This is a genomic window from Saccharopolyspora galaxeae, from assembly GCF_016526145.1.
Lineage (GTDB): Bacteria > Actinomycetota > Actinomycetes > Mycobacteriales > Pseudonocardiaceae > Saccharopolyspora_C > Saccharopolyspora_C galaxeae.
This window is the reverse complement of sequence record NZ_JADDUE010000001.1, coordinates 550933-573038: the sequence shown is the minus strand read 5'-3', so window position 1 is coordinate 573038 and position 22106 is coordinate 550933. Positions and strand designations below refer to the sequence as shown.

20 protein-coding genes and 1 riboswitch are annotated in these 22106 nt (G+C 72.5%); of the genes, 7 read left to right on the top strand and 13 right to left on the bottom strand.

All coding sequences use genetic code 11. The features are described 5' to 3' along the window. Nucleotides 1-105 precede the first annotated feature (105 nt). The 3 genes from INP57_RS02590 to thiC all read right to left on the bottom strand — a co-directional run bounded on the left by INP57_RS02590 (nt 106) and on the right by thiC (nt 5254). Nucleotides 106-2064, bottom strand: coding sequence for an FUSC family protein (locus INP57_RS02590; protein ID WP_233626603.1), 1959 nt, complete (start codon nt 2062-2064; stop codon nt 106-108). Between the two features lie 396 nt (nt 2065-2460). Further along, complete coding sequence (gene thiD / locus INP57_RS02585; protein ID WP_200068344.1) at nt 2461-3321, bottom strand: bifunctional hydroxymethylpyrimidine kinase/phosphomethylpyrimidine kinase; 861 nt, start codon at nt 3319-3321, stop codon at nt 2461-2463. 235 nt (nt 3322-3556) lie between these two features. After that, nucleotides 3557-5254 (bottom strand): phosphomethylpyrimidine synthase ThiC, encoded by a 1698-nt coding sequence (thiC, locus tag INP57_RS02580; protein ID WP_200068343.1) that lies wholly within the window; start codon nt 5252-5254, stop codon nt 3557-3559. Between the two features lie 281 nt (nt 5255-5535). On the opposite strand from thiC, the gene INP57_RS02575 reads away from it, so the two are divergent. Beyond that, nucleotides 5536-6111: a Uma2 family endonuclease gene (locus INP57_RS02575; protein ID WP_200068342.1), complete on the top strand. Its 576-nt coding sequence runs from the start codon at nt 5536-5538 to the stop codon at nt 6109-6111. A gap of 8 nt (nt 6112-6119) precedes the next feature. Here INP57_RS02575 and INP57_RS02570 read toward each other — a convergent pair whose 3' ends face one another. Beyond that, on the bottom strand, nt 6120-6695 hold the full coding sequence (locus INP57_RS02570; protein ID WP_200068341.1) for a peptide deformylase: 576 nt from the start codon (nt 6693-6695) through the stop codon (nt 6120-6122). Between the two features lie 186 nt (nt 6696-6881). Between INP57_RS02570 and INP57_RS30465 the strand changes: the two genes are divergently transcribed. Further along, entirely contained in the window at nt 6882-7514 is a 633-nt protein-coding gene (locus tag INP57_RS30465; protein WP_374220907.1) for a DUF3263 domain-containing protein, read from the top strand. After that, nucleotides 7514-8164 carry a LytR C-terminal domain-containing protein gene (locus tag INP57_RS02560; RefSeq protein WP_200068340.1) on the top strand — a complete coding sequence of 217 codons (651 nt, stop codon included), beginning with the start codon at nt 7514-7516 and terminating at the stop codon, nt 8162-8164. The genes INP57_RS30465 and INP57_RS02560 overlap by 1 nt, the downstream gene beginning before the upstream one ends. A gap of 160 nt (nt 8165-8324) precedes the next feature. Here the strand turns inward: INP57_RS02560 and INP57_RS02555 are convergent, their stop codons facing one another. The 4 genes from INP57_RS02555 to thiO form a co-directional block, all read right to left on the bottom strand. Next, the gene (locus INP57_RS02555) at nt 8325-10538 is read right to left on the bottom strand and encodes an AAA family ATPase (RefSeq protein ID WP_200068339.1); all 2214 of its coding nucleotides are present in this window, start codon (nt 10536-10538) and stop codon (nt 8325-8327) included. Nucleotides 10539-10743: 205 nt separating this feature from the next. Beyond that, the gene (locus INP57_RS02550; protein ID WP_200068338.1) at nt 10744-11502 is read right to left on the bottom strand and encodes a thiazole synthase; all 759 of its coding nucleotides are present in this window, start codon (nt 11500-11502) and stop codon (nt 10744-10746) included. Nucleotide 11503: 1 nt separating this feature from the next. Next, entirely contained in the window at nt 11504-11695 is a 192-nt protein-coding gene (gene thiS, locus INP57_RS02545) for a sulfur carrier protein ThiS (protein ID WP_200068696.1), read from the bottom strand. Further along, nucleotides 11692-12858: a glycine oxidase ThiO gene (gene thiO / locus INP57_RS02540; protein WP_200068337.1), complete on the bottom strand. Its 1167-nt coding sequence runs from the start codon at nt 12856-12858 to the stop codon at nt 11692-11694. Before thiO ends, thiS begins: the two co-directional genes overlap by 4 nt. Beyond that, nucleotides 12849-12958, bottom strand: a riboswitch (TPP riboswitch). Its footprint overlaps the gene before it by 10 nt. Before the next feature lie 61 nt (nt 12959-13019). Between thiO and thiE the strand changes: the two genes are divergently transcribed. Beyond that, a complete protein-coding gene (gene thiE, locus INP57_RS02535; protein ID WP_200068336.1) occupies nt 13020-13694 on the top strand; it encodes a thiamine phosphate synthase in 675 nt (224 codons plus the stop codon). A gap of 81 nt (nt 13695-13775) precedes the next feature. On the opposite strand, the gene INP57_RS02530 is transcribed toward thiE, so the two are convergent. Together INP57_RS02530 and INP57_RS02525 are read right to left on the bottom strand one after the other, a co-directional pair. Further along, entirely contained in the window at nt 13776-14894 is a 1119-nt protein-coding gene (locus INP57_RS02530; RefSeq protein WP_200068335.1) for a S1 family peptidase, read from the bottom strand. 175 nt (nt 14895-15069) lie between these two features. Then, entirely contained in the window at nt 15070-16092 is a 1023-nt protein-coding gene (locus tag INP57_RS02525; protein ID WP_200068737.1) for a hypothetical protein, read from the bottom strand. Nucleotides 16093-16246: 154 nt separating this feature from the next. Here INP57_RS02525 and INP57_RS02520 point away from each other — a divergent pair, with 154 nt between their 5' ends. Next, nucleotides 16247-17230, top strand: a complete 984-nt coding sequence (locus INP57_RS02520; RefSeq protein WP_200068334.1) for a threonine ammonia-lyase — start codon at nt 16247-16249, stop codon at nt 17228-17230. 1 nt (nt 17231) lies between these two features. Here the strand turns inward: INP57_RS02520 and INP57_RS02515 are convergent, their stop codons facing one another. After that, the gene (locus INP57_RS02515; protein ID WP_200068333.1) at nt 17232-18053 is read right to left on the bottom strand and encodes an rRNA methyltransferase; all 822 of its coding nucleotides are present in this window, start codon (nt 18051-18053) and stop codon (nt 17232-17234) included. Further along, complete coding sequence (locus INP57_RS02510; RefSeq protein ID WP_200068332.1) at nt 17984-18742, bottom strand: GntR family transcriptional regulator; 759 nt, start codon at nt 18740-18742, stop codon at nt 17984-17986. The genes INP57_RS02515 and INP57_RS02510 overlap by 70 nt, the downstream gene beginning before the upstream one ends. A gap of 271 nt (nt 18743-19013) precedes the next feature. Here INP57_RS02510 and INP57_RS02505 point away from each other — a divergent pair, with 271 nt between their 5' ends. Further along, complete coding sequence (locus INP57_RS02505; RefSeq protein WP_200068331.1) at nt 19014-20048, top strand: SIS domain-containing protein; 1035 nt, start codon at nt 19014-19016, stop codon at nt 20046-20048. A gap of 112 nt (nt 20049-20160) precedes the next feature. Here the strand turns inward: INP57_RS02505 and INP57_RS02500 are convergent, their stop codons facing one another. Continuing rightward, nucleotides 20161-21003: an amidohydrolase family protein gene (locus INP57_RS02500; RefSeq protein WP_200068330.1), complete on the bottom strand. Its 843-nt coding sequence runs from the start codon at nt 21001-21003 to the stop codon at nt 20161-20163. A 112-nt stretch (nt 21004-21115) separates the two neighbouring features. Between INP57_RS02500 and INP57_RS02495 the strand changes: the two genes are divergently transcribed. Next, the gene (locus tag INP57_RS02495; protein ID WP_200068329.1) at nt 21116-22078 is read left to right on the top strand and encodes an N-acetylglucosamine kinase; all 963 of its coding nucleotides are present in this window, start codon (nt 21116-21118) and stop codon (nt 22076-22078) included. The last annotated feature ends 28 nt before the right edge of the window (nt 22079-22106 follow it).

Below are 22106 nucleotides of genomic sequence, written 5' to 3'. Positions count from 1 at the left end.
CGAGCAGGCCGCTCACTCGGCTCGACGAGCCGAGGCGCGGTGAGCCGGAGCGAGCGGACCGTCGACCCGTCTTGAGCGGTCCGCTCACTCGTCGGCGCAGAGCGCTCAGCGGATGCGGAGGCGTTCGGTGCGCACGAAGTTGATCGTGTAGCGCTTCCACGGCTGCTGATTGCCCAGCGTCCGATCGATCGCCGAGCGCGCGTGCAGCGCGTTCTCCACCAGCGAACTCGCCAGCAGCTCGGTCGCGGGCGCCCCGGCGGACTGGATGTCCGGCACCTTCGCCGTGGGCCGCCCGCTGAGCAGCTGGTCCACCGCCTGCAGCGCGGGCACCGCGACGGCCTGCTCGTCCTCCGGCCGGAACGCCAGCGTCGACACGTCCTGGCGCAGCGCGTCCAGCGCGATCGCCGCGGCCCGGGTGGCCTCCTGGTCCTCGTCCGACTCCGGGTCGTCCAGCAGCGCAGGCATCCCGAGCAGATCCTGGGTCCGCCGCAGCGCGAGCACGTGCGCGGCCTGCATCGCCGCCTGCACCTGGTGGCCCTGCCCGGCCGCGCGCACGCTGCGCAGCAGCTCGGAGACCGACCACACGGTGGAGCGGACCGCACCGCGCACGTCCGGCACCATGCTGCTGGGCAGCACGATGAAGCTGACGTAGCCGACGCCGAGCGCGATGGCCGCGCCGACCGCGGTGTTCGACGCGAAGCTGATCGCGACGTTGGCCAGCGGCCGGTCCAGCCGCATCGCCTGGTCCACCGCGGTGATGACGATCAACGAGCTCAGCAGCACCTGGTAGTCGGTGCGCAGCCGCTCCACCCCGAGCAGCATCGCCGCCACCACCGCGGGCACCAGCAGGTACACCCCCGGCAGCAGCGTGATCAGCGCGGCGAGGAAGACCACGCCGAGCACCGCGCCACCGGTCCGCTCCAGCGCCCCGTTCATGCTGTCCCGCGCCGCGGGCGCGAGCACCACGTACAGCGCGAGCAGCAGCGTCGACGCCGACGGATCGTGCAGCAGCAGCACGATCACCAGCCCGATCCCCACCGCGAGCGTGCAGCGCAACGCGTGCCGGAACAGCGATGACCGCAACGACAGGTGAGCCTTGATGCCGCCGATCGCGCGCTGCTTGGCACCGCCGGGCGCGGGCGGGCTGGCGGGCGCTTCGACCCGCTGCACGACCGCGCCGCGGATCCGGTCCAGCCCCTGGTTCATCCCGGCGACCGCTTCCGGCAGGTCCTGCCTGCCGCCCGCGGAGACCACGGCCTGCGCGGGGTCGACGCGCGCCATCGCCGGCAGCCCGCTGCAGGCGCGGGAACGCACCGCGCGGGCGAGTTCGGCGGCGACGAGGTCGGCCTCGGCGACGATGCGGTGCAGCCGCTCGGCTTCGATCCGGTCGGCCTGCTCGGCCTGCGCCAGCAGTGCCTCGCGGGCCGCGCGGAACCGGGCCGCGCCGGCCAGCACCTGCCCGAGCCAGGTCGTGGAGCCGTCCGCGCGCCAAGCGCTCGCGGCCGACTCCAACACCCCCGGCCCGGGTTCGAGCAGCGTGCGGGCGACGGCCGCGCGGGTCGCGCGGGTCGAGTCGCCGATGCCGATGAGCACTCGCAGGACCAGCGCGAACAACGCACCTGCGACGGTGCACAGGAACAGCATCCAGGCGGGCTGGTCGCTACCGATGCCGGTGGTGCTGGAGAACAACGTCGCCGCCGCGAACGTCTGCCCGCTGACCCGGTACTGCTCGCCGAGCGCGGGCAGCATCCCGGAACCGAACACGACCACCGCGACCAGCGACCCGGCCAGCACCGGGATGCCGTAGAGCACCGGTCCCAGCGCCATCACCAGCACCAGCGCCGGACCGAACCAGGAGAACCGGTGCAGATCCGACCGCAGCGACCGCCCACCGGCCGCCACCAGGGCGAACACCGCGGTCAGCCCGCCGATCAGCGCGGGCGTGCGCAGGTCGAACAACCAGCCGCCCGCGGTGGCCACGACCGCGGTCACGAGCACGGCCACCGCGTACTGGCGCCGCCGGAGATCCGGCGCCCCCGCCTCGGTGTTCAGGCCGGTGTCCAACCGCTCTCTTACCTTCGTCAACACCGATGCAGCCACGGTGGTCGCTTACTCCTACTTCTTCGTCGCGTGCGAGAGGTCGATGCGCCCCGTAGCCGAGCGTTGCGCAGGACGCCGGGCATTCCCCCGGCATCCGCAGCGGGCTTCGCCCGAGCGGCGCGGAGTCGGGGAAGCCACAGCGCCGGAGGGGCCCAGCGCCGCAGAGGCACAGCGCCGAAAAGGCACTGGGCCGACGAGGCACTGGGCCGGACAAACACTGGCCGGACAAGCACTGGGCCGGAGAGGCACTGGCCGATCGGCAGGCTGCCGCATGACTCACGATCTATGTCGGTGCGACCCGCCTCGTGAGTTACGGCGTCGTCGAAAATCACTCGATCAGGTAACTCAAGCCGGTCCCCATCAGATCGACCGCGGGCTGATCCGCCAGAACGTCGACACCGGTCCCACTCCGGAACCGAGCGGGTAGGCGTGCTCGACGCTGCGCGTCACGAACCGCTTGCCCGCCGCCACCGCCTCCGGCACCGCAGCACCCTTGGCGAGCGCGGCGGTGATCGCCGAAGCGAACACGTCACCGGCGCCGTGCGTGTGCACCGTGGAGTAGCGCGGGCCCGGCAGCGGCATCGCCGTGCTGCCGTCGAAGAGCAGGTCCACGCACTCCGGGTCGTCCCGCAGGTGCCCGCTCTTGATCAGCACCCACTGCGGCCCGAAGTCGTGCACCGCCTTCGCCGCGTCCAGCAGGTCGTCCCGGGTGCGCGCGTCGCGGCCGGTGAGCAGCCGCACCTCGTCCAGGTTCGGCGTCACCAGCGTCGCCCTGGGGAACGCCTGGTAGCGCAGCACGTCGAGGGCGTCCGCGCGCAACAGCGGCTCACCGCTGCGGGATGCGGCGACCGGGTCGACGACGAACGGGGTGCGGCCGGAGCCGCCGATGCCGTGCTCGTCGCAGGCGGCCACGACCGCCTCTATGGTCGCCGCCGAGGCCAGCACCCCCGTCTTCGCCGCATCCACCCCGATGTCCGAGGCGACGGCGCCGATCTGCGCACCCACCGTCTCCGCCGGGATTTCCACCAGGCCCGTGACTCCCACGGTGTTCTGCACGGTCACCGCGGTCACCGCGGTCATGCCGTGCACGCCGCAGGAGAAGAACGCGCGCAGATCGGCGTGCATCCCGGCACTGCCACCGGAGTCCGAGCCGGCGATGGTCAGCGCGGTCGGCGGCGCCGTGTCGTTGGCGGGTCGTCGCAGGCCAGGCTCGTCGTACATCCTGCTCATCCTAGGCGCCTGTCTCGGAACGGTTCTGGTGTTGGTCTTTTCAAGCGGCGTCAGCCGCTTTCGCCACCTACGCAACCGGCACCACCGCGGGTTCTCAGGCGTCGTCTCGCGAGGACAGCTCCGACGCCGAGTAGGGCGCTACTTCAGGAGGAGATCCCGCAGCGAGACGGCGCCTGAGGTTCCGCTACCCGACCACCTACGCAAAACGAGCTCAACAGGCAAGCACTCACCGCACGATCGGCAGGTAGACCTCGCCGCCGGACTCGGCGAACTCCTCGGACTTCTCCCGCATGCCTTCCTCGATCGCCTCCACACTGGTCAACCCGCGCTCCTCGGCGAACCTGCGGACGTCCTGGGTGATCTTCATGGAGCAGAACTTCGGCCCGCACATCGAGCAGAAGTGCGCCGTCTTCGCGGGTTCCGCGGGCAGTGTCTGGTCGTGGAAGGACTTCGCGGTGTCCGGGTCCAGCGACAGGTGGAACTGGTCGGTCCAGCGGAACTCGAACCGCGCCTTCGACAGCGCGTCGTCCCACTCCTGCGCCCGCGGGTGCCCCTTCGCGAGGTCACCGGCGTGCGCGGCGATCTTGTAGGTGATCACACCGGTCTTCACGTCGTCCCGGTCCGGCAGCCCGAGGTGCTCCTTCGGCGTGACGTAGCAGAGCATCGCGGTACCGGCCTGCGCGATCACCGCCGCGCCGATGCCGGAGGTGATGTGGTCGTAGGCGGGCGCGATGTCGGTGGTCAGCGGCCCGAGGGTGTAGAACGGCGCCTCGTCGCACAGCTCCTCTTCCAGCCGCACGTTCTCCGCGATCTTGTGCATCGGCACGTGGCCGGGGCCTTCGATCATCACCTGCACGTCGTGCTCGCGGGCGATCCGGGTGAGCTCGCCGAGGGTCTCCAGCTCGGCGAACTGGGCGCGGTCGTTGGCGTCCGCGATGGATCCGGGCCGCAACCCGTCGCCGAGGGAGAACGTGACGTCGTAGTCCCGCAGGATCTCGCACAGCTCGGAGAAGTGCGTGTACAGGAAGCTCTCCCGGTGGTGCGCCAGGCACCACGCCGCCATGATCGAACCCCCGCGCGAGACGATCCCCGTGACGCGCTGCGCGGTCAGCGGCACGTAGCGCAGCAGCACGCCCGCGTGCACGGTCATGTAGTCCACGCCCTGCTCGCACTGCTCGATCACGGTGTCCCGGTACAGCTCCCAGGTCAGCTGCGCCGGATCGCCGTCGACCTTCTCCAGCGCCTGGTAGATCGGCACGGTGCCGACCGGGACGGGCGAATTGCGCAGGATCCGCTCGCGGGTTTCGTGGATCCGCTTGCCGGTGGACAGGTCCATGATCGTGTCGGCGCCCCAGCGGGCGGCCCACACCATCTTCTCGACCTCTTCCTCGACCGACGAGGTCACCGCCGAGTTGCCGATGTTGGCGTTCACCTTCACCAGGAAGTTCTTCCCGATGATCATCGGCTCGGTCTCCGGGTGGCAGCGGTTCGCGGGCAGCACCGCGCGGCCGCGGGCGATCTCGTCGCGCACCAGCTCGGCAGGCAGGTCCTCGCGCGCGGCGACGAACTCCATCTCGCGGGTGAGCACGCCCGCCTTCGCCCACGCCAGCTGGGTCCGGTGCTCGCCGTTCCAGCCTTCCCTGGCACGCGGAAGTCCACTGTGGACGTCAATGTCGGCCGCGGTGTCGGTGTACGGGCCGGAGGTGTCGTAGACGTCCAGGTGCTCGCCGTTGCTGAGGTCGATGCGGCGCTGCGGCACGCGCAGCCCGGCGGTCTCGCGGTAGACCTTGCGCGAGCCGGTGATCGGGCCGGTGGTCACCCCGGGCACGACGGATTCCACAGTGGACTGAGAGCGCACCGGGCGCTGCGCTTCCGCGGTGGCTCGGGTGTCCGCAGTGGACTGATCAGGACGCACGTCGGCCATGGCCGTTCACTCCCTACGCCGGCATTATCCGGTCAGGTTCAGGCGGTCGGCGGCCCCGGACCGATCGGTCCAGCCGCCCTCTCAGCCCGCTTCCGGTGCGGGCTCCCGCGGTTGTGTTGTCCCGATCGAGGCTAGCGGCGGACACGGCCCGTGCCAAGACCACAAGTGGGCCACCGACGCCGGGACGGATCACCGCTAAGCTGATTACCAGGGACGATGCTTGATTGTCAGACCGGGAGGATACAGTGCGTGATGACACCAATACAGGAGGTGATCGCGCTGTGAGTGCAGCCCCGGCACTTCAGGATTCGTCTTGGGACGAACTCGTCGAGGTCTTCGAGCACCTCGATCCTCCCGAAGGCTGGCGCGCGGAGATCATCGACGGAAGGATCGTGATGTCCCCGCCGCCCGCGCCGAAGCACAATCTAATCGCCGACTCGGTCCAACGATCGATCTACCCGGCGCTGCCGCGAGACATCGTGCTATTCCAGACCGCGGGCGTTTCCGCACCGCCTTTCCCTGGCCAGTACGTACCCGACCTGATCGCGTTCCCACGCGACGCCACCGAGGGCGAATCAGGGGTCATTCCCGGGGAAGCCGCCTTGCTCGCGATGGAAATCACCTCGAAGGGCTACGCGGATACCGGCCGCACCAGGAAACTGCACGCTTACGCCCGTGCTGCAATCCCGCTCTACCTGCTCATCGACCGGTTCGCGGATCGGTGGCCAACGGTGACCCTGTATTCCGATCCGGCCGAAGACGTCTACCGAGCTGCACGCGCGGTCCCGTTCGGAAAACCGTTGATCCTGCCCGGGCCGTTCGACGTGACGATCGAGACGGCGGATTTCCCGCGCTGATCGGCGGTTCATTCCACGCCGAACGGATCGCCTTCCACCGCCGGGTCCCAGGACAATCCGGGGACTCCCCAGCCGTTGCGCTTCACGGTCTTCTTCGCCGCCCGCGCGTTCCGCCCGATCAACCTGCTCAGGTAGAGGTAGCCGTCCAGGTGGTCGGTCTCGTGCTGCAGGCAGCGGGCGAAGAAACCGGTGCCCTCCACCTCGATCGGCGAGCCGTCCACGTCCTGGCCGGTGGCCTTCGCCCAGCTCGCGCGGCCGGTGGGAAAGGCCTCGCCGGGCACCGACAGGCAGCCCTCCCAGTCGTCTTCCGGGTCCGGCATGGTCTCCGGGATCTCGCCGGTTTCCAGCGACGGGTTCACCAGCACGCCGCGGTGCCGCACGCCGTCGTCGTCGGGGCAGTCGTAGACGAACACCCGCAGGTCCACGCCGATCTGATTGGCCGCGAGCCCGGCACCGTTGGCGGCCGCGTTCGTCTCGAACATCTCGTCCACCAGCGTGCGCAGTTCCGCGTCGAACTGCTCCACGGGACGGGTGGGGTGGTGCAGCACCGGGTCGCCCACGATGCGGATCGGGTGAACAGCCATGCGGCGGAGCGTATCGGTCGGTCCGCGGCCGTCGCCGCAGGCGCGGAGTGGATCACCAGCACGGGTGTCGTCGCCGGTGTGTTGTCCTCGCATCCGGCACCGGGCCGCGTGATGTAATGGTCGCGGAATCACACCCTTGTGATTCCGGCGAACGCGGGATCCCCGGATCGCGACGCGAGGAGCCAGATGGACGCCGCTCAGATGTTGACCGCGCAGGAGATCGCGCGGCAATGCGAGGAACTGGCGCGGGTCGTGGGCCGGCGCGGCGGCGGAGTGGCGCCGGATGGGCAGCTGCCGGACGGGCACCTTCCGGACGGGCAGCTGCCGGACGGACGGCTGCGCCCGGTGGAGGCGGTCACCGAGCCGATGCTGCGAGTCGCCGGACCGGAAACCGACCGGCCGGGCGGTGCCGAACCGGGTCGAGACGAACGTGCCGGAACCGAGCCGAACGGCGCCGGGCCGAGCAGGCCCGAGCCGCAGCGGCAGGGCCGCGAATGCATCGGGCGCAGGTCCGCGGACCGTGGCCCGGCCGACCGGGAGCCCACCGACCGGAAGCAGGCCGATCGGAACCTGACCGAGCAGGAAGCGGGCATCCTCGCCTTCGAACGGCAGTGGTGGAAGCGTTCCGGCGGCAAGGAGCGGGCGATCCGGGAGCTGTTCGACATGTCCGGCACCCGCTACTACCAGGTGCTCAACGGGCTGCTGGACGACCAGGCGGCGGTGCGGTCGGATCCCATGCTGATCAAACGTTTGCGCAAGCTGCGGGCGAGTCGGCAACGTGCCCGGCAGGCCCGCCGACTGGGAATCGAGTGGCACTGATGACTTCCGGGCAACCCCCGTCCAGCCCGTCCGCGGCGAAGCTCGGCGGGTTCGCGCTCATCGGCGTCGGAGCCGTGGCCGCAGTGGTCGGCCTGGCGACGCTGGCAGGCGGTGGTGAGGACACCGAGGCGGTGCCGCCTGCGGGCGAGCAGACCTCCGCGCCGCAACCGCCGTTGCCGCCGCTGCCGCCGGAGCCGACCAGCAGTCCGGATCCCACCAGCAGCCCGGAGCCCACCAACGGCGCAGCGCCGCCGCCGAGCCCGAGCAGCCTGCCGCAACCCGAGCAGCCACCGTCGGCGAACCAGCCGCGCCCGGACGCCCCGGGCGCCGAGCCGGGCCAGGCGAAGATCGTCGTGCGGGTCTACAACAACAGCACCATCAAGGGGCTGGCGCACCGGGCCGCGGACGACTTCCGCAGCGCCGGCTACGAGGTGCCCGAGGTGGGCAACTACGCGCGCGGCACGATCCCGACGACCACCGTGTACTACCGGCCGGGAACCCCGGAAGAGAAGCAGGCGCAGGCGGTGGCCTCGGCGTTCCGGGCCAAGCTCGAGCCCCGGTTCCCGGGACTGGAGGACGCCAGCCCCGGGGTCATCGCCATCATCACCAACGATTACAAGGGCATTTCCGGGGGCAAGGGCGGTAGCTGACGGCCGCTTCCGTCCACTGTGGCCGGTCGTGCGGCTCGGCGGGTGCGCGGCGGGCCCGGGCGGAGTCGGCGGCACTGCGCCGAATCCCGCGCAAGACCTCAGCGCCTGCCTCGCGACCGGCGTCGGCCAGCTTCGCGGAACGAGCCCGAAGACAGGGCACTCAGCGACGCGAGTCGGCGTAGGACTCCAGCGCCGCCAGCTGCGCGGGGTCCAGCGACGGGCGCACCGCGCCGCGTGCGGTGCGCAAGTGCGCGGCGGAAACCTCCGCGGCGGCGAGGGATTCGCGCATCGCGGTCAACGCCGCTTCGCGCACCAGCGCAGCGCAGTCCGCCGCCGAGTAGCCGTCCAGCTCGGCAGCCAGCTCACCCAAGTCCACATCGGACGCGAGCGGGGTGTTGCGGGACGCGGAGCGCAGGATCTCCTCGCGCGCGGCCGCATCCGGCGGCGGCACGTACACCAGCCGTTCCAGCCTGCCGGGGCGCAGCAGCGCCGGATCCACCAGTTCGGGCCGGTTGGTCGCGCCGAGCACGACGACGTCGCGCATCGGCTCCACGCCGTCCAATTCGGTCAGCAGCGCGGCCACCACCCGGTCGCTGACGCCGGAATCGCCGGACTGGCCGCGGCGCGGCGCGAGCGCGTCCACCTCGTCCAGGAACACCAGCGCCGGCGAGGCGTTCGCGGCGCGCAGGAACAGTTCGCGCACGGCGCGTTCGGACTCGCCCACGAACTTGTCCATCAGCTCGGCACCCTTGACCGACAGCACGTTGAGCCGCCCGCTGCCTGCCAGCGCACGCACCAGGAACGTCTTGCCGCACCCGGGCGGGCCGTACAGCAGCACCCCGCGCGGCGGTTCCACGCCGAGGCGGGTGAACGAGTCCGGGTAGCGCAGCGGCCACAGCACCGTCTCGGTCAGCGACTGCTTCACCTCGGCCATGTCGCCGACGTCGTCCAGGGTCAGGCCGCCGGTCTGCAAGTTGTCCGATGTGGACATCGAGATGGGGCGCACGGCGGTGAGGGCGTCGAGGAAGTCCTGCTGGGCCACGGCGGGTTCGGTGCCTTGCGCGTGGCCCAGTGCGGCGCGCACCGCCGCCTCCCGGCACAGCGCCACCAGGTCGGCGACGACGAATCCGGGTGTGCGCTCGGCGATCTCGCCGGGCCGCACGTCCTCCGCGAGCGGTGCGTTGCGCAGCAGGACCCGCAGCAGCTCGGTCCGGGTCGGCGCGTCCGGCAGGCCGATGGTGAGTTCGCGGTCCACCCGCCCCGGCTCGCGCAGCCGCGGATCGACGGCCTGCGGCTGGGCGCTGGTGACCACGACGGCGAGGTTGCTCGTGCTGAGCACCGCGGTAAGCGCGTCCAGCGCGACGGTGGCCAGCGGCGGCGGTTCGGACGCGGGCAGCAGGCTGTCCACGTCGGTGATCAGCAGGACGCAGGTGTGCTCGGCGGCGCTGCTCGCCGCCCGGTCGAGCGCGTCCTGCCAGCGCTGCGCCGCGCTTTTGGCCTCCAGCGCGGCGATGCTGGGAGCGGTGATCTCCACCAGTTCCGCGCCGACCTCGCGGGCCACGGATCGGGCCGCGGTCGCCTTGCCGACCCCGGCCGGGCCGCTGAGCAGGACTCCGAGCTGCGGGGTCGTGCCAAGGCGGCGCAGCAGTTCGGGCTGCTCGAAGGACAACCGGAGCCATTCGGCGAGCCGGTTCGCCGCATCCCGCGAACCGGCCAGGTCGTGCAGCGGCACCGGTGGTTCGGCGTGCGGTTCGGGCTCCGGTGCGGGAGCCGCGGGCGGCGCGGTCACCGCGGCGGCTTCCGGGCGCTCCCCCGCAGCACCGCGCCAAGCGACCACAGTGGACGGAGTCACCGCCACGGGACCGTCCGGGTCGGCACCGGCGATGGTGATCAGCTCGTTGGTCCAGGTCATCCCGATCGCCGCGGACAGCCGCCTGCGCACCTGCCCCGCGTTGGCCGCCGTCGCCGGAGCCAGGTCCTGCGGCAGCAGCGAAACCGTGTCCCCTGGCCGGAAGACCTTGCCGGTCAGCGCCAGCCGCACCGTCTCCGCCGAGACTGCGGCGGTGGCCAGGCGAGAACCGGCCACGGTCACCTGCCGCGCGGGCTGCACCCGTGCCGGGGCGACGCCGAGCTCCGCGCCCTCGGTCATGCCGAGGTTCATCAGCGCCACGTCATCGAGCAGCAGCACTCCCGCCGGGCCCGCGCGGTCGGCGGCCGCGGCCAGCGCGACCGTCACCCGGCCGCCGGTGAGCTCGACGGCGTCCCACGGCCGCAGCCCGAGCGCATCGAGGACTTCCGGGTGCAGCCGGACCACGCCGCGCCGGGTGTGGGCCGCGGAGGTGGACAGGCGAGCGGTCAAGGTCAGCGACGGCACTCCACGAGCCTAAGCGACGCACCGCGAGCGGTACCGATCCGAGTGAAGACCCTTCGCCGGCGTGCACCGCTCCTTCCACCCGGTTCCGGCCACACCTGCCCGACACGCCCGAACGCCACCCTCCCCGGTTGATCTTTCCGGAGTGAACGGCCTGTTGGTCCGACTAGATTGGACGAACGGTCCGTTCACTCCTGGAGAACGGGGTTCAGGGGGTCGTGGGGCTGGAAGCCTGCGCCCAGAAGCGTTGCGGGATGCGGCCCGCTTGGGAAGCCAGCCGGCCGCCGTCGACGGCCGCCCGCATCGCCGCGGCCATCCGCTCCGGGTCCTTCGCGCGGGTCACCGCGGTAGCCAGCAGCACCGCGTCGCAACCCAGCTCCATCGCCAGCGCCGCGTCGGAGGCGGTGCCGATCCCGGCGTCCAGCACGACCGGCACCCCGGCCCGCGCCACGATCATCTCGATGTTGTGCGGGTTGCGGATGCCCAGCCCGGTGCCGATCGGCGAGCCCAGCGGCATCACCGCAGCGCAGCCGAGGTCTTCCAGCTTGCGCGCGAGCACCGGGTCGTCGTTGGTGTAGGCGAGCACGGTGAACCCGTCGTCCACCAGCTGCTCGGCGGCCTCGGGCAGCTCGACCGGGTCCGGCAGCAGGGTGTCCTCGTCGGCGACCACTTCCAGCTTCACCCAGCTGGTCTCCAGCGCCTCCCGCGCGAGCTGGGCGGTGAGCACCGCCTCCGCCGCGGTGCGGCAGCCCGCGGTGTTCGGCAGGGCTTCGATGCCGAGCCGCTGCAGCAGCTCCAGCACGCCGGTGCGCCCGCCCGCGTCCGCGCGCCGCATCGCGACGGTGGTCAGCTCGGTGCCGGACGCCAGCAGCGCGCGCTCCAGCACCGACAGGTTCGTCGCGCCCCCGGTTCCGGTGATCAGCCGTGAGCCGAACTCGCGGCCCGCGATCAGCAGCGGATCGTCCACGTCAGCCTCCTTGCACGGCGGTGAGCACTTCGACCGCCGAGCCGTCGCGCAGCTCGGTCTGCGCCCAGGAAGCCCTGGGCACCACGGCCCCGTCCACGGCCACGGCCACACCTCGGTGCGGCACGCCGAACTCGTCGAGCACGGTGGCCAGCGTTTCGTCCGCGCCGAGCGGACGCGGCGCGCCGTTGATCATGATCTGCACGGTCGACCTCCTGTCTCGACGGCCCTGCCCGGCGCGGCCGCGCGCACCACCGGCGGCGGTTCCCGGCCGCTCAGCGCCGCGACGATCGCCTCGGCGGTGAGCGGGGCGAGCAGGAAACCGTTGCGGTGGTGGCCGGTGGCCACCAGCACGCCCGGCTCCAGTTCGCCGAGCAGCGGCAAGTTGTCGTGCGTACCCGGCCGCAGGCCCGCGTCCGCCTCGACCAGCTGGTATTCGGCGATGCCGGGCACGAGTCGTTCGGCGGCGTTCATCAGGTCGCGCACCCCGCCGACGGTGACGTCGGTGTCGAACCCGACGTCGTACTGCGTCGCACCGACCACCAGTCCGCCCTCGTCGCGCGGCACCAAGTACACCTGCCTGCCGTGCACCGGGCCGCGGACCGTGCGCGACGGCGGCGGCAGCGCGGAGCCGCGCGCCCGCAGTCGCAACACCTCGCCCTTCACCGGGCGGATCCGGCCGTCCAGCGCGGGATGCAGCGCGCCGGAGTGCGCCCCGGCCGCGATCACCACGATGTCGCTGCGCAGCGCGGAATCGGCGAAGTCCACCTCGCCGGGGCGCACGCGCAGCACACGGTCCGCGACGAACTCGACGCCCACGTTCGTCGCGGCCGCCCGGAGCGCGGCCAACGCGATCCGGTTGTCCACGGCGAGATCACCGGGCACTTCCAGGCCGCGGCGCACCGCGGGGCCCAGCGAAGGCTCCAGCCTCCGCGCGGCGCGGCCGTCGATGCGGGAGACCTCGCGACCCACGCTCGCCAGATGCTCGGCGAGCCGGTCCAGGTCCGCGCGGTCCGCGCCGTCCACTCCGGCCACCAGCGTGCCCTCGGTGCGCAGGCCGGACGGCAGGCCCGAGGCGGCGGTGAGTTCGGCGGCGAAATCGGGCCACCGCGCCAGCGAAGCCGCGCCGAGCTCGAGCAGCTCCTCCTCGCCCGGCCATGCCTCCGCGATCGGGGCCAGCATCCCGCCTGCGACCCAGGACGCGGCGGGCTCCTCGGCGTCCACCAGGCGCACCGGACTTCCGTCGCGCGCGGCGCACCACGCGATGGCGAGACCGATGACACCGCCGCCCACGACGGTTACGGACGGTCGAGCGGAGACGTGACGGGCGGCCGCGAGGCCGGTGGAACTGTGCGACATTTTGCGCTCCCTGCGCCGGCATGACCCGGATCAGGTTCGACGGTCGGGGCTGGCGCCCCCTCTCAGTCCGGTACTCCCCCGGACTCCCGTGCGGACCGATGTCCACGTTACCGACCGCGCGAGGCGGAGTCAGCCGCCGACCGCGGGCTAAGCTCGGTCACATGCCAGGGTTGGACGGTTACGGCATCCGCGCTCGGCTCGCCGATGCGCGCCTGTACTTGTGCACCGATGCGCGGACCGAGCGGGGTGATCTCGCGGACTTCGCCGACTCGGCGTTGTCCGGCGGGGTCGACATCATCCAGCTGCGCGACAAGAGCGCCGAAGGCGCGCCGTTGGAGGCCCGCCGAGAACTGGCGGCGCTGGAAGTGCTCGCCGAGGCGTGCGTGCGGCACGGCGCGCTGCTCGCGGTGAACGACCGCGCGGACGTGGCGCTGGCCGCGGAAGCCGACGTGCTGCACCTCGGGCAGGAGGACATCCCGGTCGGGCTCGCGCGGCGCATCGTCGGCGACGAGGTGGTGCTGGGGCGTTCCACGCACGACGTGGTGCAGGCCGACGCGGCGGCGACCGAGCCGGGCGTGGACTACTTCTGCACCGGCCCGGTGTGGACGACGCCGACGAAGCCGGGTCGTGCGGCGGCCGGGCTGGAGCTGGTGCGGCACGCCGCGGAGCACCACGGGCACGGCAGGCCGTGGTTCGCGATCGGCGGCGTCGGGCACGGCAACCTCGCCGAGGCGGTCGCGGCCGGTGCCGAGCGGGCCGTGGTGGTCCGCGCGGTCACCGAGGCCGAAGACCCGCGCGCCGCCGCCGAGTCCCTCCGCGCCGGGCTCCCCGGCTGAGCCGCCCGCTGCTCTTCCGGAGTGAACGGACCGTTCGCCTGGGGCGGTCGGTCGAACGATCCGTTCGGCCGGAGAGCGGGATCAGCCGGTGAGCAGCGTGAGACCGTACGCGCCGAGGATCTCGTTGACCGGCTGGAAGTAGGTCGTGCCACCGAGGCTGCAGTTGCCGGAACCGCCCGAGGTCACCCCCTGCGCCTGATCCCCGGCCAGGAACGAACCGCCGGAGTCGCCCGGCTCGGCGCACACGTCGGTGCGGGTCAGCCCGGACACGACGCCCTGCGGGTAGCGCACCGACTGGTTCTTGGCCTGCACCGTGCCGCAGTGCCAGCCGGAGGTGGAACCGGACCGGCAGACCGACGCGCCCTCGGCGGCCTCGGCGGACCCGGCGACGCCGACGCTGCCGCCCGCGTAGTCGTTCACCAGCGGCTGCGGCGTCTCGCCGGGACCGGTCTGGACGAACGAGTAGTCGTTGTCCGGGTACGACGACCCGACGAAGGTGCCGGACGGCTGGGTGGTCGCCTCGCCCTGCTTGCCGCAGTGCCCGGCGCTGACGAAGCCGCCCTGCACCGGGAAGCCGACCGAGCAGCGGGTGCTGCCGTTGTAGTACGCGTTGCCGCCGATCACGTCGGCCAGCGGGCGCGGCGCTTCGCGCGACTCGACGACCCGCACGGCCTGCTGGTCCACCCCGGTGGAGCGCACGAACTCCGCCGCCTTCGCGGCCGAGCCGATCGCGGTGGTCAGCACCACCGAGTTGCTGGCGGAGTCGACGTACCACCCGGTCACGCCCTGCGGCGGCGCGTTCCTGTTCAGCCCGTCGGCGACCGCGCCGAGCCGGTCGGCGCCGAACCGCACGAGCTTCGCCTCGGCACCGGCCGCGCGCACCTCGTCGAGCAGGTTCGCATCGGTGACGCCGACGACCAGCTTGCCCAGACCCGCGTCGTAGTGCGAACCGCCGAACGCCGTCCCGAGCAGGTCGCGCACCGTCCGGTCGGCCCGGTTCGCGGTGCTTTCGCTGCGCAGCCGGTCCAGCGCTTGCCCGGCGGTGAGGCCGAGGTCGCGCTGCATGGCCTCCAGCTGGGTGGCCGCCTTGGCGAGCGGCGCGGGCTGCGGCGCGGCGGAGGCGGGCACGGTCAGCGCGGCGGCGGTGGCCGCCGCCAGCAGGACCGCGCCGGCCATTCTGGCCGCGAGTCTGCGTCTCATGGGGCTCCCTATCTGAAGATCCGGCGGTTCGGCTCGAAGATCCCGACGGGAGCAGTATTGGTGCGACCAGGCGCACCGCGCATCCACCTTTCGACGCATCCCACAAGAAGAATTCCCGGCGCCGAGCCCGCGATGGGCCCGGCACCGGGAATTCTCACGAAAAGCGTTCGACTCGTTACTGCGGGTTGGATTCCTGCTGCGGCACCTCGATTCGCCCGGTTTCGGACGGCTGCGGCAGTTGACCGGTGGTCCGGGGAGCCGTCGACCGCCCGGTTTCGCGAGTGGGGCTCTGCTGCGTGGTGCTGCCGCCGGTCGTTTCCGGAGCCGTCGGCGCGGTGCTTTCCGAGCTGGGTTCGCTTTCCGAGGTGGGCTCCGGCGCGCTCGAAGTGCTGGGCTCGCTGGTCCCGGTCTCCGCCGGAGCGGGCTCCTGCGGTTCGGGCGGTGGACCGGGCCGCACGACCCGGCCGATGCTGGTTCCCTGATCCCCGGAAAGCGTCTTGCCGGTGATCCCTTCCCAGCCGGTGATCACGACCATGGCCAGCACGAACGCGAGCCCGCTGGTCACCGCCAGCACGCCCCAGCGCAGGCCGCGGCGGGGCGCGGGCGGGCTGACGACTTCGGTCTCGCCGGAGGGCGCGGGCTCGTGGCGCGTGGACTCGGCGGGATCAGCGCCGACACCTTCGCTGCGCGCGGTCGCGCCGTCGGCGACCGCCTGCGCATCGATCCGCCGGGTCGCGTTCGGGTCGTCGACGACCTCCTCACCACCGGGCCAGTGCATGGCGCTGCCGTACCAGCGGATCTTGCGGGTGGCGGCCTCGTCCGCGGGGCTGCTCGCGGACGATTCGCGCCGCGCAGGCGGCCGCGGCGGCTGCAGCTTGGTCAGCCCTTGGGCACCGATGCTGGTGGCGCGCTTGAGCGCGGCGCGGGCGGCGGCCGCGTTCGCCTTGTCCTTGGTGTTCTCCAGCTTCGTCTTGGTCTTCTCCAGCGACCGCTGGTAGAGCGCCCCGCCGACGGTGATGATCACGCTGGTCATCCCGGCGCCGAAGACGGTGCCCGCCACGCCGAGCTGCGAGCCGAGCAAGGCGGCGGTCACCGAGGCGAGCGCGCCTCCCGCGACCTGCGCCCCGGAGAGTTCGATCTTCTTGGACGTCCGGTCATCGGATTCGTCCCGCTTGCCCTTGTCGTTCTCCTCGGCCATGTGGCTCCCACGCACTCACACAGGTTTCCTGGACTCCCAACGTCTGATCTCGCCGACGTTCTCCTAATCGTTGCTCTTTCGTGACAACTCCCACTTCCGGTAACGAAGCCGGTGCAATCCGGCTCCGCCGAAACCGATCAAGGATGATTTCGGCATGGAATTGGTGAGCCTCGCGGACGTCCGGTCCGCACAACGGTTGATCGGCACCGCGACCGGACCATCGGCGGCGGTGCGCACCCCGTTGCTGCCGCTGCTTTCGGATGCCCGGCAGCTACTTTCCGATGCCGGTAGGCAGCTCTGGGTGAAACCGGAGAATCTGCAACCCACCGGCGCATTCAAGATCCGCGGCGCGTTGCACGCGGTGGCCGCGCTGCCACCGGACATCCGCGCGCGCGGCGTCGTCACCTACTCCAGCGGCAACCACGCCCGAGCCATCGCGCACGCCGCCCGGACCTTCGGCGTGCCCGCCACGGTCGTCGTGCCGAGCACCGCGCCCGCCGCGAAGGTGGCCGCCGCCCGCGCCCTCGGCGCCGAGATCGTGCCGGTGCAGGTCGCCGATCGGGAGGTCCGCGCGCAGGAGATCGCGGAGGGTTCCGGCGCCGCGCTGATCCCGCCGTTCGACGACCGCGCGGTCATCGCCGGGCAGGGCACCGCGGGCCTGGAGATCGCCGAGGACCTCGACGTCGACGTGGTGGTGGCGCCGATCAGCGGCGGCGGGCTGATCTCCGGGGTCGCCGCCGCGGTCAAGGCGCTCCGGCCGGCGGCGAAGATCATCGGCGTGGAGCCCGAGCTGGCCGCCGACGCGCGGGCGGGCCTGCTCGCCGGGCACCGGGTGCCCTGGCCGGTCGAGGAGCGCACCCGGACCAGCGCGGACGGGCTGACCGCAGAGCCCTCCGAACTCACCTTCGCCCACCTGTCCGCGCTGGTCGACGACATCGTCACCGTCAGCGAGACCGAGATCGCGAGCACCGTGGGCGTGCTCGCGCGGGAGGCGCGGATCGTCGCCGAGCGCAGCGGGGCCGTTTCGGTCGCGGCCTGCCTGCACCGCACGCTGCCACCGGGACGCACCGCCGCGATCGTCTCCGGCGGCAACATCGACGCGGCGGACCTGGCGACCTGCCTCGATGCCGCGGACTGAGTCAGCGCTCGATGCGGCTCGCGGGCACCAGCGCTACCGAGCGGTGCCCCACCTTCAAGCGCTCCGCGGCCCGGATGCCGTCGCCGAGCGGGACCTTCCGCGCCCGGCAGGTCACCGCGATCACCGCGGACGGCGGCACGACCTCGGCGATCGAGCGGATCAGCGCCGGAATCGGATCGTCGGGAGCGCCGGACCAGCCGACCTGATCGCCGTAAGGCACGTCGGTGCAGACGATGTCCGGCGCCCGCCCGCCGAGCGCTGCTGCGGTCTGCTCCGGATCGAAGGCGTTCGCCACGGCGGTGCCGGTTCGCGGGCCGGGCTCCGATGGCAGTCCCGCGATGAGGCGGTCGGCGGCGTCGACGGCCGCCTGGTGCGAGTTCTTGCCGTGGCGCTCGGCCATCCCGGCGAGCTCCCGGCGGCGTTCGAGCAGACCGTCCCGCGAGAGCATCCGCAGGTTGCTCGCCGCCACCCCGAGCGCGTCGGGGTCCGCATCCGTGCCGAACACCGCCGCGAGCCGCTGCCGGTGCAGCAGTCCGATCGTGCTCAGCAGGTAGCCGCTGCCGCAGCACGGATCCCACAGCGTGACCCGCTCCGCCGCACCGCACAGCTGCGCCGCCCGCTGGAACACTTCACTGGCCAGCCGGACCGGGAACCCGGGGAAGCCGGGAACGGCCTTGAGCACGAACCCGCCCGCGAGGTCGCTGAAGTCGGCACGACCGGTCTCGTAGCGGTAGCTGATCGTTGCTCCCCGAGTCAGGAAGCCGGCGGGTTCAGGCGGGCGACGAACTTGTAGCGGTCGCCGCGGTAGATGGATCGCACCCACTCGACCGGCTCGCCGTCCGCGTCGAAGGAGTGCCTGGACAGCAGCAGCATCGGCAGGCCCACGTCGGCGCCCAGCGCTTCGGCCTCCTCCGGGCTGGCCAGCGCGGTCTCGATCGTTTCGTCGGCGTGCCCGAGCGCGACGCCGAACTGCTCGCGCAGCACCCGGTACAGCGAACCGTCCTCCGCCAGCTTCGAGGTCAGCCCGCGGAACCGGGACAGCGCCAGGTGCGTGGTCTCGATGGCCATCGGCTCCGCGTCGGCCAGCCGCAGCCGCCGCAGCCGCAGCACGGTCGAGCCGGTTCGGGTGCCGAGCAGCGTGGCGAGTTCTTCGCCCGCCGGTTCCTCCACGACTTCCAGCAGGCGCGAGGTGGGCTGGCGGCCCTGCGCGCGCATGTCCTCGGTGTAGCTGGACAGCTGCAGCCGCTGCGCGACCTTGGGTTTGGCGGCGAAGGTGCCCTTGCCCTGCACCCGCAGCAGGCGGCCTTCGACGGTCAGCTCGGCCAGCGCCTGGCGCACGGTGGTGCGCGAGACGTCGAACTCGGCGGCGAGCGCGCGTTCGGTGGGGATCGGAGAGCCCGGCGGCAGGGATCGCAGCATGTCCAGCAGGTGCTGCTTCAGGCCCCAGTACTTGGGTTCGCGCTGCACGCGAACCGGGGTGTCCGCCCCGCCGGACACCGACGTTTCCAGCATCTGTCCTCCTACCCGTACCTGGGCACCGCGCACGGACCGCCCGCACGGCCGTGCGCGAAGCAGCGCCATGACTGTCCAGGATGCCTGAAGCCGTGCGCCATCATCACGTTCTCACCAGTATTCGCATCGGGTGATCTTGGTCTGCCGACCGGGTGGCGCACCCGCGGTCCACCGGGCCAAGCTCGGTGTGCGCAGGCACGCCGCGCCCCGGCGTGCGGGCCCGATCAGCAATAATGGTCTAGACCTGGACTTCGATCGCGGAGAGGTACCCATGACCAGCCCCGGTGAGCGAATGCGCGCCGAGATCGACCAGCAGCCGCGGATCTTCGCCGATCTGCTCGCCGCCCGCGAGCAGATCGCGGCGGTTGCCGCGACCATCGCCGAGCGCAAGCCGCGGTTCGCGCTGCTGGCCGCCCGCGGCTCCAGCGACCACGCGGCGCTGTACGCGAAATATCTGATCGAAGTCCTGCTGGAACTGCCTGCCGGGCTGGTCTCGCCATCCACCACGACGCTCTACGGTGCGCGGCCGGACCTGACCGACGTGCTGCTGCTGACGGTCAGCCAGAGCGGCGGTTCACCGGACCTGATCGAGGTCACCGCAGCGGCGCGGCGGCGCGGGGCCACCACCGTCGCGGTCACCAACACCGCCGACTCGACGCTGAACTCCACCGCGGAGCTGTCGGTGGACATCCGCGCGGGCCAGGAGCGGGCGGTCGCGGCCACCAAGACCTACAGCGCCACGCTGCTCACGCTGTACCTGCTGGTCGACGCGGTGCGCGGCGGCACGGGCAGGGATGCCGCGGAGCTGCCCGAGCAGGCCTCGGATGCGCTGCGGGACAGCGAACCCGCGGTCGCCGCGGCGGTGCGCCGGTACCGCTTCGCCGAACGGCTGGTCACCACCGCGCGCGGCTACTCGCTGGCCACCGCCGCCGAAGCCGCGCTGAAACTGGCCGAGACCAGCTACCTGCCTGCTCGCTCCTACAGCGGGGCGGACCTGCTGCACGGCCCGGTGGCGGCGGTCGACTCCGAGACCGCGGTGCTCGCGGTGCGCGGGCCCGGCGAAGGCGGCGAGGCGATGCGGGAAGTGCTGAGCGCGGTCGCCGAGCGCGGCGCCGACGTGTGCGCCGTCGGCTCGGGCGACGACGATTCGATCGCGCACCGCATCCCGGTGCCGGATTGCGCCGAAGAAATCGCGCCGGTGCTGGAGATCCTTCCGGTGCAGCGGCTCGCGCTGGACCTCGCGCTGGCCCGCGGCGTCGACCCGGATCAGCCGCGCGGCCTGTCCAAGATCACCCGGACGCGCTGATCCGCGGCGGCGGGGCGCAAGCGAAGGCCCGCCTCACCGAGGGGGCGGGGTGAGGCGGGCAGCGTCAGATTACGCCGAACGGGTCATATTGACTACAGGGCTCGCTCCCCGGTCAGCGCAATTCGTAGACCTGCCGCGCGGTCCCGTCGAACACCGCCGTCCGCTCCGCCGCGGACAGTCCCTCGGTGAGCCTGGCGGCCACGTCCAGCACCTGCCCGTAGGAAGCGGCCAGCAGGCACACCGGCCAGTCCGAACCGAACATCACCCGGCCCGGGCCGAACGCCTCCAGCACCAGCTCCGCGCACGGCCGCATCGCCTCGACCTCCGGAGCACCGGCCCACTCGGCCTCGGTGACCAGGCCGGAGAGCTTGCACACGACGTTCGGGTGGCTCGCCAGCCTGCGCACCGCCGCGGCCCACGGCCGCAGCTCGCCGCCCACCGGCGGTTTGCCGCAGTGGTCCAGCACGAACGTCAGCTGCGGGAACTCGCCTGCAGCCTTGATCGCGGCGGGCAGCTGGTGCGGGCGCACCAGCAGTTCGTAGACCAGGCCGGCGTCCTCCACCGCGGCGAGCCCGGCGAGCACGTCCGGGCGGGCGAGCCACTCCGGGTCGGCTTCCCGCTCGGCCGGGTGCCGCACGCCCTTCAACCACTTCCCGGACGGGTGCAGCTGCAACGCGCCGAGCCGTTCCCGCACGTCCCGCGCGGTGAGGTCGACCCAGCCCACCACCGCGCCGATGCAGCCGACCGAGTCGGCCAGCACCAGCATCTCCGGGGTCTCCTGCGGATCGGTGGCCGTTTGCACCAGCACGGTGGTGTCGACCGAGGTGCCCTGCGCGGCCGCCCGCAGGTCGGCGGGCAGGAAATCGCGGCGCAGCGGCGCCATCTCCGGGCCGGTGATGCACGGCTGGTCGCGGACGTCGATGTCCCACAGGTGGTGATGCGCGTCGACGGTCATGCTCGCCTTTCAGGGCTTCCATCGTTGCTCCCGCGGTCCGGCCGGATGCGGCGGCCGATGCGGGCTCACGGCATTGTCCGCGGCGGCCCTCCGGCGCGGTACAAAGGTGCCCATGCTCGACCTGGTACTCGGCCTGGACATCGGCGGCACGTCCAGCCGCGCGCTCGTGGGCGATCTGCGCGGCCGGGTCGTGGGCCGCGGATCGGCAGGTGGCGGGAATCCGAACTCGCACCCGCCGCGGCAGGCGGTCGCGGAGGTGACCGCGGCCGCCGCGGCCGCGATGAACGGGCTGGAAGCGGGCTCGGTGCGCCGGGTCGTGCTGGGCATGGCCGGGATCAGCAAGATGACCGATCCGCAGGTGGCGGAGCTGTTCGACGAAGGCTGGCGCGCGCTGGACCTGCGGTGCCCGGTGCGCGTGGTCAGCGACTGCGAGGTGGCGTTCGCCGCCGGGACGGCGGCCGCCGATGGCACCGTGCTGATCGCCGGGACCGGAGCGATCGCCGCGCGCGTCGAGCGGCACCGGCTGGTCGCCACGATCGGCGGGCACGGGTGGCTGCTCGGCGATGAGGGATCGGCGTTCTGGCTGGGAAGGGAGGCCGTCCGGGCGCTGCTGCGAGCGCTGGACCGCGGCGAGCCCGTCGGGGAACTCGGCCGGGCGGTGCGCGCGGAACTGCTCGGCACCGGACCGGACGACGCGGACGCGCTGCGCAAGCAGCTCATCGCCGCGGTGAACGGGCGCGCGCCGATCGCGCTGGCCGAGCTGGCTCCGCTGGTCACGGCCGCGAGCGGGACGGATGCGGACGCGCGGGACATCGTCGCGCGCGCAGCGGCCGTGCTGGCCGACACGGCCGCCGGTGCGCGGCGGCCCGGCGAGGAGCGCGCACCGATCGTGCTCGCGGGCGGGCTCACCGCGGATGGCAACCCGGTCGGTGCTGCACTGCGCGCCGAACTGCTGCGGCGTGCCGGTTCGCCCGCCCCCGAGCTGCACGCCGCGGGACCTGGCGCGGCGGGCGCGGCTTGGCTGGCCGCGCTCGATCTCACCGGCGATGAACCCGCCCGCTACCCCGGCATCTGAGCGCATCCCGTAGATGAGCGAACGGACC

Bases quoted from the DNA above. Each gene is read 5' to 3' on its own strand.
- thiD (WP_200068344.1), bottom strand. From the start codon at position 3,321: ATGTACGACGAGCCTGGCCTGCGACGACCCGCCAACGACACGGCGCCG.
- thiC (WP_200068343.1), bottom strand. From the start codon at position 5,254: ATGGCCGACGTGCGTCCTGATCAGTCCACTGCGGACACCCGAGCCACC.
- INP57_RS02570 (WP_200068341.1), bottom strand. From the start codon at position 6,695: ATGGCTGTTCACCCGATCCGCATCGTGGGCGACCCGGTGCTGCACCAC.
- INP57_RS30465 (WP_374220907.1), top strand. From the start codon at position 6,882: ATGGACGCCGCTCAGATGTTGACCGCGCAGGAGATCGCGCGGCAATGC.
- INP57_RS02560 (WP_200068340.1), top strand. From the start codon at position 7,514: ATGACTTCCGGGCAACCCCCGTCCAGCCCGTCCGCGGCGAAGCTCGGC.
- thiS (WP_200068696.1), bottom strand. From the start codon at position 11,695: ATGATCAACGGCGCGCCGCGTCCGCTCGGCGCGGACGAAACGCTGGCC.
- thiO (WP_200068337.1), bottom strand. From the start codon at position 12,858: ATGTCGCACAGTTCCACCGGCCTCGCGGCCGCCCGTCACGTCTCCGCT.
- thiE (WP_200068336.1), top strand. From the start codon at position 13,020: ATGCCAGGGTTGGACGGTTACGGCATCCGCGCTCGGCTCGCCGATGCG.
- INP57_RS02530 (WP_200068335.1), bottom strand. From the start codon at position 14,894: ATGAGACGCAGACTCGCGGCCAGAATGGCCGGCGCGGTCCTGCTGGCG.
- INP57_RS02525 (WP_200068737.1), bottom strand. From the start codon at position 16,092: ATGGCCGAGGAGAACGACAAGGGCAAGCGGGACGAATCCGATGACCGG.
- INP57_RS02520 (WP_200068334.1), top strand. From the start codon at position 16,247: ATGGAATTGGTGAGCCTCGCGGACGTCCGGTCCGCACAACGGTTGATC.
- INP57_RS02510 (WP_200068332.1), bottom strand. From the start codon at position 18,742: ATGCTGGAAACGTCGGTGTCCGGCGGGGCGGACACCCCGGTTCGCGTG.
- INP57_RS02505 (WP_200068331.1), top strand. From the start codon at position 19,014: ATGACCAGCCCCGGTGAGCGAATGCGCGCCGAGATCGACCAGCAGCCG.
- INP57_RS02500 (WP_200068330.1), bottom strand. From the start codon at position 21,003: ATGACCGTCGACGCGCATCACCACCTGTGGGACATCGACGTCCGCGAC.
- INP57_RS02495 (WP_200068329.1), top strand. From the start codon at position 21,116: ATGCTCGACCTGGTACTCGGCCTGGACATCGGCGGCACGTCCAGCCGC.